Origin of the sequence: Thalassospira lucentensis (genome assembly GCF_011806425.1) — a bacterium.
GTDB classification, from domain to species: Bacteria; Pseudomonadota; Alphaproteobacteria; order Rhodospirillales; family Thalassospiraceae; genus Thalassospira; species Thalassospira lucentensis_B.
The window spans coordinates 735930-748931 of the sequence record NZ_JAATOV010000002.1 but is presented as its reverse complement, the minus strand read 5'-3'; the positions used below and the strand labels follow the sequence as shown (position 1 = coordinate 748931).

Below are 13002 nucleotides of genomic sequence, written 5' to 3'. Positions count from 1 at the left end.
TCAAAATTTGAGCGCCGAATTTAAGCCCCACAACATTGTATCTAAAGGGATGCCTCATGACTGCGACCGAAAGTTCAAATTCACACCAAGGCGAGACGCTGACGCTGGTTCCGGCAACCGCGACATTGCGCGATCTGGAACATATCTGGCGCAGTCAAAGTGCGGTTAAGCTGGATCCGTCCGCCAAGGATGGGGTTGAAGCAGCACACGCCATGGTCCGTGCCGCCGCCGATGGCGATGCGGCCGTTTATGGGGTCAATACCGGGTTTGGCAAACTGGCATCGGTCAAGATTGCATCCGAAGATACCGAAACCCTGCAACGCAACTTGATCCTGAGCCATTGTTGCGGGGTGGGTGAAGCCCTTGATATCGCGACCACGCGGTTGATGATGGCGTTGAAATTGCTTTCGCTGGGTCGTGGGGCGTCAGGTGTGCGCTGGGACATTATCGATCTGATCGAAGGCATGCTGGCAAAGGGCGTAACCCCGGTTGTGCCATCGCAAGGATCGGTCGGCGCATCGGGTGATTTGGCCCCCTTGGCGCATATGGCCGCCGTGATGATTGGTGCTGGCGAGGCGGTGTTTGAGGGCACGACCATGTCTGGTGCCGATGCCCTTGCCAAGGCTGGTTTGATGCCAGTGGTTCTGGGCCCCAAAGAGGGGCTGGCCCTGATTAACGGTACGCAGTTTTCGACCGCCTGTGCGTTGGTTGGGCTGTTTTCGGCATGGCGCAATGCGGCAAGTTCGATCGTGACCGCATCGCTTTCGACCGATGCCATCATGGGGTCAACCGCGCCGCTGGTTGATGAAATCCACACATTGCGGGGCCATCCGGGCCAGATCAATGTGGCGCGCGCCATGCGCGATTTGATGGATGGATCGGAAATCCGCGAAAGTCACCGCGAAGGCGACACCCGCGTTCAGGACCCATATTGCATCCGCTGTCAGCCACAAGTCACCGGGGCGGCGATGGATTTGCTGCGCTTTGCCGGGCAGACATTGGAAATCGAAGCCAATGCGGTGACCGATAATCCGCTGGTGCTTAAAGAAGATGGTCGGATTGTATCGGGCGGTAATTTCCATGCCGAGCCGGTTGCCTTTGCCGCCGATCAGATCGCCCTTGCAGTCGCCGAAATCGGGGCCATTGCGCAACGCCGCGTGGCTTTGATGGTTGATCCAACACTTTCGCATGATTTGCCACCATTCTTAACGCCGGAGCCGGGCCTTAATTCTGGTCTGATGATTGCCGAGGTCACAACGGCGGCCCTGATGAGTGAAAACAAACATCTTGCCAACCCGTGTTCGACCGATAGCACCCCGACCAGTGCCAATCAGGAAGACCATGTGTCGATGGCGGCCCACGGGGCGCGCCGCCTGGCACGGATGAATGCAAACCTGTCTTATATTCTGGGTGTTGAGCTGATTTGTGCGGCGCAAGGCGTTGAGTTTAGAGCCCCGCTTAAAACCAGTGCCGGGTTGCAGGATGTTTTAAACACCATCCGCACCGATATCCCGACCGTGAAGCAAGACCGTTATATGGCACCTGATCTGGCCAAGGCCGGTGAACTGGTGACCAACGGAACACTTGTTAACACTGCCGAGCTTTCGGGCTTTGTTGTCGGGCAGGAGGCATAAGTGACCGATCCAGTTGAAGTCAAACAGGGCGATAGCCCGATTGTTTTGGGTCTGCCCCATACCGGGACATACGTGCCCGATGATATTGCCGCCAAACTAAATGATCGCGGCCGGGAATTGGCCGATACCGATTGGCATATTCATACCCTGTATGATGGGGTTTTGGACGGTGCGACGACAGTGCGCGCGACATTCCATCGGTATGTCATTGATGCCAACCGCGATCCGGCGGGGGTAAGTTTATATCCCGGTCAAAACACCACAACATTGGTGCCGTTGACCGATTTTGATGGCGAAAACATCTGGGACGAAGCACCGACCGAGGATGATATCGCCGATCGCGCCAAGCGGTTCCACGCGCCCTATCACGCGGCCCTTTGGGCGGAGCTTGAACGTGTACGCGCAAAGCATGGCATTGCGATTTTGTATGATTGCCATTCCATCCGTTCCCACATCCCGTTTTTGTTCGACGGTACCCTGCCTGATTTTAATATCGGCACCAATATGGGGGCGACCTGTGATCACACGATTGAAACCCTGACCCAGGATATTTGTGCGCAGGCCGAAGGATATACATCCGTGTTGAATGGCCGTTTCAAAGGCGGCTGGACCACGCGCCATTATGGCCGCCCGGATATCAATCAGCACGCCATCCAGATGGAACTTGCCCAATCCACCTATCTTGAGGCCGAGGCAGCACCTTGGACCTATGACGCTGTGCGGGCGGCAAAGCTGCGCACGCATCTTTCTGAAATTCTTCAAACATTGGCCGCATTGGCCCCAGCGCTACGAGGTAAGTCATGACCAATCAAAGCAACAATCCACGTCATAATCAGCGCGATATTTACCCGGCAACCGGGACCGACATCACCGCGAAAAGCTGGCTGACCGAAGCACCAATGCGCATGTTGATGAATAACCTTCATCCTGATGTTGCCGAAAATCCGCATGAATTGGTGGTCTATGGCGGGATTGGCCGTGCGGCCCGCACGTGGAAAGATTTCGATCAGATCGTTGCCAGCCTTAAAGAACTGGAAGATGACCAGACGCTTTTGGTGCAGTCGGGCAAGCCGGTTGGTGTTTTCCAAACCCACAAAGATGCACCGCGCGTTTTGATTGCCAATTCCAATCTTGTGCCCCATTGGGCCAATTGGGATCACTTTAACGAACTCGATAAAAAAGGTCTGGCGATGTATGGCCAGATGACCGCTGGGTCATGGATTTATATCGGGTCACAGGGCATCGTGCAGGGCACTTACGAAACCTTTGTCGAGGCCGGGCGTCAGCATTATGACGGCGACCTTAAAGGGCGCTGGATTTTGACCGGCGGTTTGGGCGGCATGGGCGGTGCTCAGCCGTTGGCCGCTGTTATGGCCGGTGCGTGTTGCTTGGCAGTGGAATGCGATGAAACCCGTGCGGATTTCCGTCTGCGTACCCGGTATGTCGATGAGAAAACCCATTCGCTTGACGAAGCATTGGAAATGATTGATCGCTGGACCAAGGCGGGTGAAGCCAAATCGGTTGCCCTGATTGGCAATGCCGCCGATGTGTTCCCGGAATTGGTCAAGCGTGGTGTCCGCCCGGACATCGTCACCGATCAGACATCCGCCCATGATCCGGTGCATGGATATTTGCCGCAAAACTGGACGGTTGCGCAGTGGCGCGAAAAACAGGAATCCGATCCGAAATCGGTCGAGAAAGCCGCACGTGCATCGATGCGTGTTCAGGTCGAAGCCATGGTTGCCTTCCACGATGCCGGTATTCCGACCGTCGATTACGGCAACAACATCCGTCAGGTCGCGCTGGAAGAAGGGCTTGATAACGCCTTTGCGTTCCCCGGCTTTGTCCCGGCCTATATCCGCCCGCTGTTCTGCAAGGGGATTGGTCCGTTCCGTTGGGCGGCCCTTTCGGGTGATCCGGAAGACATTTACAAGACCGATCAGAAGGTCAAAGAACTGATCCCCGATGATGAACATCTGCATAACTGGCTGGATATGGCGCGTGATCGCATTTCCTTCCAGGGTTTGCCAGCACGTATTTGTTGGGTCGGTTTGGGACAGCGTCATCGTTTGGGGCTGGCCTTTAACGAGATGGTTAAAAATGGCGAGCTGAAAGCCCCGGTGGTGATTGGCCGTGACCATCTTGATAGTGGTTCGGTCGCAAGTCCGAACCGCGAAACCGAAGCCATGAAAGATGGCTCGGACGCGGTCAGTGACTGGCCGCTTTTGAATGCGTTGCTTAATACCGCATCGGGTGCGACATGGGTTTCGTTGCACCATGGTGGGGGTGTTGGCATGGGCTTTTCACAGCACTCGGGCATGGTGATTTGCTGTGATGGCTCCGACGATGCTGCGCGTCGTATTGGTCGTGTGCTTTGGAATGATCCGGCAACTGGTGTGATGCGTCACGCCGATGCGGGCTATGACATCGCACTGGATTGCGCGCGGGAAAACGGACTGAACTTGCCCGGTATTTTAAATAAATAACGAACGATCTTTACCGATCCGCGTTGGTTGTGTTTTATCACCGCGGATCGGAAAAAAGGGTTTAATCAAGGAGGCTTACAAATGAAAAGACGTGATTTCCTGACCGCTGGTGTTGCCGGTATTGGTGCCGCCGCAGCGGCTGCGACTTTCGCCACCCCGGCAATTGCACAAGACAAACGCCAGTGGAACATGGTCACCGCATGGCCGAAAAATTTGCCTGGGCCGGGCGTTGCCGCGCAGAAACTTGCGGATCGTATTACGACCCTTTCGGGTGGTCGTCTTGAGGTTAAATTGCATGCGGCGGGCGAACTTGTTCCGGGCAATGGCGTGTTTGACGCAGTCGCCGAAGGAACGGCCGACATTTACCACGCTGTTCCGGCCTATTGGGGATCAAAATCCAAAGGCATTCTGTTGTTCGGGTCGCAGCCATTTGGTCTGCGTGCGGATGAACAGGCCGGTTGGCTGGCACATGGCGGTGGTCAGGAACTGTATGACGAAATGTATGGCCAGTTTGGCCTGAAACCGTTCCTGTGTGGCAACTCTGGCCCGCAGTGGGCCGGTTGGTTCCGCAACGAGATAAAATCGGTTGATGACCTTAAGGGCCTTAAATTCCGTACCACCGGTCTGGCATCGGAAATGTGTGCCAAGCTTGGCATGGCAGTTCAGGCCATGGGCGGTCGTGACATGTTCCAGGCGTTGCAGTCTGGTGCGTTGGATGCGGGCGAGTTCATTGGTCCGTGGTCGGATAGTGCGCTTGGTTTCTATCAGGTTGCTAAAAACTACTACTGGCCGGGTGTTGGCGAGCCGTCCTCGGCTGAGGAATGCGCGGTGAATGCCAAGGCATATGACGCACTTCCTGATGACTTGAAAGCCGTGGTCAAATTTGCGTGTGACAGTCTTTATAACGAAGTCTGGACCGAGTATGAGACCAAGCATGCGATGGCATTGAAAAAACTGGTCGCCGAGCAGGACGTTAAAGTCCGCAAGCTGCCAGACGAAGTCATCACCGCCATGGGCAAAGCCGCAGGCGAAGTGATTGGCGAATTGCGCGAAAGCGACGATGCGTTGACGCGCAAAGTCACCGAAAGCTTTGTGTCTTATCGGGACCTGATCGGCGGGTACATGACCTATGCCGACAATGGTCAGATGAATGCACGCGCCAAGGTACTTGGCTTCTGATAAAGATGCAGACCGGCGCAAGGATTTAACCTTGCGCCGGTTTTTTGCTTTCGGGGGAATTTGATGCAACGCCTTGCTGACCGGCTTGATCTTGTGAACCACTGGACCGGAATGACGGTGCGCTGGTTTGCGCTGTTGATGGTTCTTTTGCAATTTGGCGTGGTTTTGCTGCGCTATGTTTTCGGGTTCAGTTTTATTGCGCTTAATGAAAGCGTTTTGTACCTGCATTCCGGGCTTTTTATGCTGGGTGCGGGTTATACGCTTTTGGTGGATCGGCATGTGCGGGTGGATATTTTCTATGCCGCGGCCAAGGACACCACCAAGGCCCGCATTGATGCATTTGGTTATGCGGTGCTGGCGATCCCGTCCATGGCAGCGTTGCTGTATTGGACATGGCCGTCGGTGGTTAATTCCGTGTCCATGATGGAAGGGGCGATTTCGGTTGGGGGTATTCCTGCCGTGTGGCTTTTGAAATCGCTGATCCCGGCATTTTGTCTTCTTTTGATTATTCAGTCTGTGGCCTGTTTGCTCCGGCAAATTATTATTTTGCGCGGCGGTGCTGAGGACAGGGGTGCGCAAAGCTAATGGAATATCTTGATTTATTGATGTTTGCCGCCCTGATGGGCTGCATCCTTTTGGGTTTCCCGGTGTCGTTTTCCATTGCCGGTGTTGCGGTGATTTTCGGCTATATCGGCTGGGTCACCGGTGCGATGAATATCGGCCTGATGGGCGCATTCGGGCAGCGCGTTTTTGGCACCCTGACCAATGACGTTCTGATCGCCATTCCGCTGTTTGTGTTGATGGGCGTTGTGCTGGAACGGTCGCGCATTGCCGAAGATTTGCTACATACCATGGGGCGGTTGTTTGGCCAGTTGCGCGGTGGGCTTGGCATTTCGGTGGTGCTGGTTGGCGCGCTTTTGGCGGCATCGACCGGCATTGTTGGCGCGACGGTGATTGCCATGGGCATGATCGCACTGCCGACCATGTTGCGCACCGGATATAACCCGAAACTGGCATCCGGGCTTGTTTGTACGGCCGGGACTTTGGGGCAGATTATTCCGCCTTCGACGCTTTTGATTATTTTGTCGGATGTGATGTCGTCGGCCTATCAGCAGGCGCAGTACGAACAGGGCAAATTCACGATTGAAACCATTTCCGTCGGCCAGATTTTTGCCGGTGCCTTGATCCCCGGCCTGACACTTGTTGGGATTTACATTCTGTATATTTTGCTCCGCGGTTATTTCCGCCCGCAAGACATGCCGCCGGTACAAAGCGACGACGGGCGGCCGGGTATGGGCGAAGTATTCCGTGCGGTGTTGCCACCGGTCTTGCTGATTATTGCGGTTTTGGGCGCGATTTTGGGCGGCATTGCCACCCCGACCGAGGCAGCATCGGTTGGCGCGATTGGCGCGATCTTGATGGCCGGTGTCCGTCAGGGAGCTAATCGGAATTTGGTTCTGTTGGGGACCTTGGCCCTGTTGATTTTGGCAATCATGGCGGGTGTTGCGCCGGTGCGGTTGCAGCGCAGTGACCTGACCGGCTTTGATTATGCGCTTGGCGTTGGTTACGTCGTGTTGTCGATTGCCGGGATTGTCTCGATCGCGGCGTGCCTTAAACAGGCATGGAAGGCGGATGTTTTAAAATCCGCACTGACATCGACGATGACGGTTACCTCGATGATTTTTGCCACCATCCTGACCGCCAGCATGTTTTCGCTGGTGTTTATCGGATTGGGCGGCGAGGACCATGTGGCGGAAATCCTTGAATCCATGCCCGGTGGCCCGACAGGGGCGCTGTTCTTCTGCATGGCGGTGATTTTCGTTCTGGGCTTCTTCCTTGATTTCGTTGAAATCACGGTGATCTTGCTGCCGCTGATTGCGCCCGGTTTGATTATGATGGGCCATGATCCGGTGTGGTTGGCGATCCTGATTGCGATCAACCTGCAAACATCGTTCTTAACCCCACCATTTGGGTTCTCGCTGTTTTACCTGCGCAGTGCGGCCCCACCCGAAATTACCACGGGCCAGATTTACAAAGGTGTGGTGCCGTTCATCGCGCTTCAGGTGTTTGGCATCTTTGTCATCTGGCTTTGGCCATCCTTGGCGAACTGGTTGCCGAGTGTGGTGTTCTGATCTGATCTTGTTTGATCTGATCCGGTGGGACTTGATCCTGTTTAAAACGCCCTCGCGATATTGCGGGGGCGTTTTGTTTTGCGCGTTATTTTGCGGCAAGGATGCCGGGTTGGTTGATCTTCATGGGGTAATGACGCGGATCGGTTCGCCCTTTTGCCATGCCAAAATGGCCTCGACCGTTTCGCCGTAAAACACATCCCACGTCTTACGCGTGACATAGCCAAGATGCGGGGTCAGCAAAAGCCCATCGCACAGGCGCAGTGGGTGGGTGGCTGGCAGGGGTTCGTGGTCATAGACGTCCAATCCGGCGCCTGCGATTTCGCCGTGATTAACCGCGTCAATCAGGGCGGCATCATCGACAATGGGCCCGCGGGACGTGTTGATGAGGAACGCCGAATTCTTCATCTGTTTGAATTCATGGGTGCTTATCATGCCGACGGTGCGATCCGACAGGCGTTGATGAATGGTGACGAAATCCGCATCGGCCAAAAGGGCGTCCTTGGTCGGCATATGTTCGACACCAAGTTCTGCGCAGCGTTCTTTGGTAAGGTTCGTACTCCAGGCGGTGACGCGCATGCCAAAGGCCTTGGCGATGGTGGCGACCTTTGCGCCCAAACGCCCCAACCCGATGATGCCAAGGGTCGATCCCGCCAAATCTTGCCCAAGGCCGATTTGCCAGCCCCCATTGCGCATCGATGTGTTTTCAGGAACGATCCCACGTGCCAGCCCCAAAATAAGGGCAAAGGTCAGTTCGGGTGTGGCAGTGGCGGGCGAATTTGTGCCGCAAACAGTGATGCCACGCGCATTGGCACAGGCGACATCAATTGCATCATTGCGTTTGCCCGTCGTGACAATGAGTTTGAGGTTGGCAAGTTGGCTCAGCAAGGATGCGGGCAAGGGGGTGCGTTCGCGCATCACGCACAGCACATCAAATGGGGTCAACCGTTCGACCAAGGCCGCTTCATCAACAAGGGTATCGTTGAAAACCGTGATATCGCCATGGGTTTGGACTGGTGACCAATCGGCAGATTGCAGGGCAAGGTTTTGGTAGTCATCAAGAATGGCGATGCGCATTTACGGGCTCCGTTTCCAAACGATATCCAATTGCGTTGTCCAGCATCGCCGATCAGTGTCTTGCGATCTATAGCAGCGTGAAAATCAGCGATGTGTTGATGCCGCCAAAGGCGAAATTGTTGCTCATCATGAATTCGGCGGACATGCTGCGCGGGGTGTCTTGAATGTAATCAAGCTCCGCACAGGTTGGGTCCGGGTTTTTCAGATTTGCGGTCGGAATGAATTTTCCTTCGCGCATCATTTCAAGGCCCAGCCATGCCTCAACCGCGCCGCACGCGCCCAGTGTATGGCCAAAATGACCCTTAAGGGTATGGATCGGGATGGCGCGATCAAAGACCGCACGGGTGGCTTTGCTTTCGGCAAGGTCGCCGTGATCGGTTGCGGTGCCATGCCCGTTGACGATATCGATATCGGCGGGGCTTAGATTGGCATCCGCAAGCGATTTGCGCAGCGCAATTTCCATTTTATCGGCTTGTGGTTGGGTAATGTGCGCGCCATCGGAATTGGATGCGAACCCAACGATTTCGCCGTAAATGGTCGCACCGCGCGCCTTGGCATGTTCGTATTCTTCAAGGATCAGCGTCCCGGCGCCTTCGCCAATGACCAATCCATCACGATCCGCGTCATAGGGGCGCGGGGTGATTTCGGGGTGATCGTTATTGTCGCTGGTTGCAAACAGGGTATCAAACACCGCGACCATGGTCGGGCAGAGTTCCTCGGCCCCGCCGGCAATCATCACATCCTGCATGCCGTATTTAATCGCCTCATAGGCATAGCCGATGCCCATGCTGCCCGATGTGCAGGCGGTGGATGTCGGGATGATGCGCCCGGAAATGCCATACAGAACGCCAATATTCACCGCCGAGGTGTGGCTCATCATCTGGATATAGCTTGTCGCGGTGATGCCGTTGCTATCGCCAGTTTGGATCAGTTTGGTAAAGCCCAAAACCGGTGGGGTGCTGCCAAATGACGACCCATAGGCAATGCCAAGACGTCCGCCTTGTAATGTTGCGGTATCTTCACGAAGCCCGGCCATTTCAAGGGCCTTGTCGGTGGCCGCAACAGACATTTGGGCAACACGGCCCATGCTGCGCAGTTGTTTGCGGCTAAATTTCCCCTTTAAGCTGAAATCTTCGACCGGGCCGGCAAGGCGGGTACGCAGATCGTATTGACCATCCCAGTCATGCATGCGCCGAATACCGGTTTCGCCCGCATACATGCGCGATGAAATGGTGGCCCAATCATCGCCAAGTGCGGTAATTCCGGCCATGCCCGTGACAACAACGCGCCGCATCATAGCATCCCCCCATTCACGCTGATGACTTGGCGGGTGATATAGGACGCGTCCGATCCACACAAAAATGCAATGGTGGCGGCAACTTCATCGGCCGTGCCATAGCGACGCATGGGGATCATTTTTTTGACCTCGTCGGCGGGCAATTCATCGGTCATCTGGGTTTCGATCACACCGGGGGCGACCGCATTTACCGTGATTTTGCGTTTGGCGAGTTCAAGTGCTAGGGACTTTACCGCGCCAATGATCCCGGCCTTGGACGCGGAATAGTTTACCTGCCCGCGATTGCCCGCGATCCCGGCGATAGAGGTCAGTGCGACAATGCGCCCGCCCTTGCGGCGCTGGATCATTGGCATGACCAGCGGCTTTATGACGTTGTAAAATCCATCTAGATTGGTGTGCAGGACTTTATCCCAATCATCATCTTCAAGCGCCGGGAAGGCCGCATCACGGGTGAGGCCGGCATTTAGCACCACCCCAAACGGCGCGCCATGTTCGGCAATGTCGGCTTCAAGGGCCGTACGGACACCGTCGCGATCCGCAATGTCAAAGGTGATCAAACGCCCAGAACGGCCAAGGGCGGTCACGTCATCAAGGACCTTTTGCGCGCCGTCGCGGTCGGAATGGTAATGAATGATCACATCATATCCGTCGCGCGCAAGGCGTCTGGCGGTGGCGGCCCCGATGCCCTTGCTGGCGCCTGTTACCAAAATGCTATCTGTCATGGCGTTGCCGTTTCTTTGTCGTTGGTTTCTTGGAACGTCGCTGTTGTGGTTTCTGCTGTTGCTGCTGTCTCTTTGCCGGCAGCGTCACCCGGTTGATAGACATTGATCTGTGCGGACACGATTAATGCGCTGTCCTCGTTATTTCCATCCGCGTTCTGGTCGCCATTCACGACGGAAACTTCGCCCTTGAAAACCCCCATTTCGCCGTCTTCAAAGATGTTTTCCACATATACATGCAACCGGCTTCCGGTTTCAAACCAGTCACGGGTCAGGGTCATTTTCCGCGTGCCCAGTAGATAGCCAATGGCCGGGGCTGTATCGGGGGCGGATTGTTTGCCGCGCCATCCGGCATAGGCCGCGACGGCTTGCGCGATATATTCAATCCCGACATAGGTCGGCACACCCCGGTCCTTTTCATAAAACATCACTGTTTTATCAATTTTGACTTCGGCCAGAAGGTGATTTGGCCCGGCATCACATACCCGATCAATCAGCAACATCGGGGCGGCATGCGGGACAAGGTCGGCGACCGCGGGCATGGCAATGTTGGTTGCGGTGTGATCCGTGTCCGCTTCGCGGCCGGTATGTGTATCAGGTGACATGGCGCGTGCTGTTTGGGTCATGATGCTGTCTGTCCTTGGCCAAATCGCTTGCCCAGAATGACGGAAACATTGCTGCCGCCAAAGGCGAAGGAATTGCTCATCATTGCGATTTGGTTTTCGGGCTGTCTGGCCGGATCGCTGCGTTGGCCATCTTGGGTGACGACATTTAACGGGGCCAAATCCGGATCAATTTCACCGTCCCAGTGATGGCGGGCAAGCGGCGCGCCGTCATCGGCGTGATGCAAGGAAAGCCACAAAATGGCGGCTTCGATGGCGGCTGCCGCGCCAAGGGTATGGCCGGTCAGTGGCTTGGTCGAGCTGACCGCGACTGACGCGCCAAATATTTGCGAAATGGCGGTGCTTTCCATGCTGTCATTTAGCTCGGTCGCGGTGCCATGCATGTTGATATAGCAAATCTGATCGGGGGTAAGATCGGCCTGATTAAGGGCGGATTTCATCGCGGCAATCGCGCCGATCCCATCAGGGTGCGGGGCGTTTGGATGATGCGCATCGGATGTTTCCCCAACCCCCATCAGGGCAATGTCGCCCGCATCACGGCGAAGGGTGAAAACAGCGCAGCCTTCGCCAATATTAATCCCGTCGCGATTTTTACTGAGCGGATTGCAAACCCCGTCCGAGACGGAATTCAGCGCGTTAAACCCGCGCACGGTGAGGCGACATAAACTATCAACACCGCCAACAATCACCGCATCACACATGCCCGCGTCCATCAAACGCCGGGCAGCAGAAAAGGCCTTGCCACTTGATGAGCAGGCGGTTGAAATCACATAAGCCGGGCCAGACGTGCCAAGGGCGGCACGCAGAAATTCGGCGGGGGATCCGATTTCCTGATGCGAATAGCGAAAATCGTCCGGCCACGCATTGGTATTTAGCATCACCTGATAATCGTTGGTGCCTTCTTCGATGCCCGATGTGCTGGTCCCAAGAATGATGGCAACGCGGTCCGGGCCAAAGGTCGTGATCATGTCGTCAATTTCAGACCGAATTTGACAAACCGCCGTCCACAGCAACCGGTTATTGCGTGTGTCATAGTCGCGCACGTTTTCGGGTAACGACAGGATGGGGCCGGTGACCGTACCCAAAATGGTGGTATCGTCGATCAGGAAATCGTCATGGGCAATCATATCCGCCGGGCGGTTGCCAAATAGGGTGCGCGATGTTTCGTCAACGCCCTGTCCAAGGGCGGACACAATGCCAAGGGCCGACAGGAATGATGGGGTTACGGACGCCATCAGTTTTCCAGTCTTTGCGATTTGATGGTCAAGCCATAGCCGAGTTTTTGATTGCGCACTGTTGCAAGACCCTGCCACGGATCGCGGATGGGGCGTTCGATCACAGCAAAGACAAAGCCATCCTTTTTGGTGCGAAGGGTGCGCTGGCCCATGGTGTCTTCGACAACCATGTCATCACTAACCGCATCGCGCACAACATCGGCAGGCCAATAGGTCATGACCATGTCGGCAAGCAGACGCGTCGGATCAAGGGCATCGGGCACCCAATCGGCCTTAACGATGGTAAGGGCATCGCGGGTCCAATCGATGGCAAGGGCACGTCGACCAAGATCATCAATCACGACAATTTTCACCGTACCTTTGTGCGCCGAAATGCGGGCAAGGAAGGTTGCGCTGGTGCGATCGGTGTTGGGCGCGCCAGTGTTTGTGTGCGCGGGTTGCCATTCTGCGGTGACCTGTTGGGTTGCCTCAAGCGTCTGATCGTCGTTCCACGGGTTTCGCGGCAGCGTGATGCTGTTGCCGGAAACCGGATCGAGAACGATCTTTTGTGATGGGCTGGTCGCAAACGGGTTGCTTACCGACAGGCCGGAAGAATCCATGCTGCACGCGGTAACGGAGAAGGC

General features: G+C 55.6%; 12 protein-coding genes. 6 read left to right on the top strand and 6 right to left on the bottom strand.

The window, feature by feature from the left end; translation table 11 throughout:
* The first annotated feature begins 56 nt into the window (after positions 1-56).
* The 6 genes from hutH to HCZ99_RS08935 all read left to right on the top strand — a co-directional run bounded on the left by hutH (position 57) and on the right by HCZ99_RS08935 (position 7431).
* Positions 57-1634 (top strand): histidine ammonia-lyase, encoded by a 1578-nt coding sequence (hutH, locus tag HCZ99_RS08960; RefSeq protein WP_167446580.1) that lies wholly within the window; start codon positions 57-59, stop codon positions 1632-1634.
* A complete protein-coding gene (gene hutG, locus HCZ99_RS08955; RefSeq protein ID WP_167446579.1) occupies positions 1635-2438 on the top strand; it encodes an N-formylglutamate deformylase in 804 nt (267 codons plus the stop codon).
* On the top strand, positions 2435-4120 hold the full coding sequence (gene hutU / locus HCZ99_RS08950) for a urocanate hydratase (RefSeq protein ID WP_167446578.1): 1686 nt from the start codon (positions 2435-2437) through the stop codon (positions 4118-4120). The genes hutG and hutU overlap by 4 nt, the downstream gene beginning before the upstream one ends.
* Positions 4121-4201: 81 nt before the next feature.
* Positions 4202-5299 carry a TRAP transporter substrate-binding protein gene (locus HCZ99_RS08945; protein WP_167446577.1) on the top strand — a complete coding sequence of 366 codons (1098 nt, stop codon included), beginning with the start codon at positions 4202-4204 and terminating at the stop codon, positions 5297-5299.
* A gap of 63 nt (positions 5300-5362) precedes the next feature.
* The gene (locus HCZ99_RS08940) at positions 5363-5884 is read left to right on the top strand and encodes a TRAP transporter small permease subunit (RefSeq protein ID WP_167446576.1); all 522 of its coding nucleotides are present in this window, start codon (positions 5363-5365) and stop codon (positions 5882-5884) included.
* The gene (locus tag HCZ99_RS08935) at positions 5884-7431 is read left to right on the top strand and encodes a TRAP transporter large permease (protein ID WP_167446575.1); all 1548 of its coding nucleotides are present in this window, start codon (positions 5884-5886) and stop codon (positions 7429-7431) included. Before HCZ99_RS08940 ends, HCZ99_RS08935 begins: the two co-directional genes overlap by 1 nt.
* A gap of 120 nt (positions 7432-7551) precedes the next feature.
* Here HCZ99_RS08935 and HCZ99_RS08930 read toward each other — a convergent pair whose 3' ends face one another.
* The 6 genes from HCZ99_RS08930 to HCZ99_RS08905 all read right to left on the bottom strand — a co-directional run bounded on the left by HCZ99_RS08930 (position 7552) and on the right by HCZ99_RS08905 (position 12978).
* A complete protein-coding gene (locus HCZ99_RS08930; RefSeq protein WP_167446574.1) occupies positions 7552-8505 on the bottom strand; it encodes a D-2-hydroxyacid dehydrogenase family protein in 954 nt (317 codons plus the stop codon).
* Positions 8506-8572: 67 nt separating this feature from the next.
* Positions 8573-9802, bottom strand: a complete 1230-nt coding sequence (locus HCZ99_RS08925) for a beta-ketoacyl-ACP synthase (protein ID WP_217701480.1) — start codon at positions 9800-9802, stop codon at positions 8573-8575.
* Positions 9799-10524 carry a 3-oxoacyl-ACP reductase FabG gene (fabG, locus tag HCZ99_RS08920; protein ID WP_167446573.1) on the bottom strand — a complete coding sequence of 242 codons (726 nt, stop codon included), beginning with the start codon at positions 10522-10524 and terminating at the stop codon, positions 9799-9801. Before fabG ends, HCZ99_RS08925 begins: the two co-directional genes overlap by 4 nt.
* Positions 10521-11147, bottom strand: a complete 627-nt coding sequence (locus tag HCZ99_RS08915; protein WP_167446572.1) for an ApeP family dehydratase — start codon at positions 11145-11147, stop codon at positions 10521-10523. Before HCZ99_RS08915 ends, fabG begins: the two co-directional genes overlap by 4 nt.
* Positions 11144-12379: a beta-ketoacyl-[acyl-carrier-protein] synthase family protein gene (locus tag HCZ99_RS08910; protein ID WP_167446571.1), complete on the bottom strand. Its 1236-nt coding sequence runs from the start codon at positions 12377-12379 to the stop codon at positions 11144-11146. Before HCZ99_RS08910 ends, HCZ99_RS08915 begins: the two co-directional genes overlap by 4 nt.
* Positions 12379-12978, bottom strand: coding sequence for a DUF3261 domain-containing protein (locus HCZ99_RS08905; protein ID WP_167446570.1), 600 nt, complete (start codon positions 12976-12978; stop codon positions 12379-12381). The genes HCZ99_RS08910 and HCZ99_RS08905 overlap by 1 nt, the downstream gene beginning before the upstream one ends.
* Positions 12979-13002 lie beyond the last annotated feature (24 nt).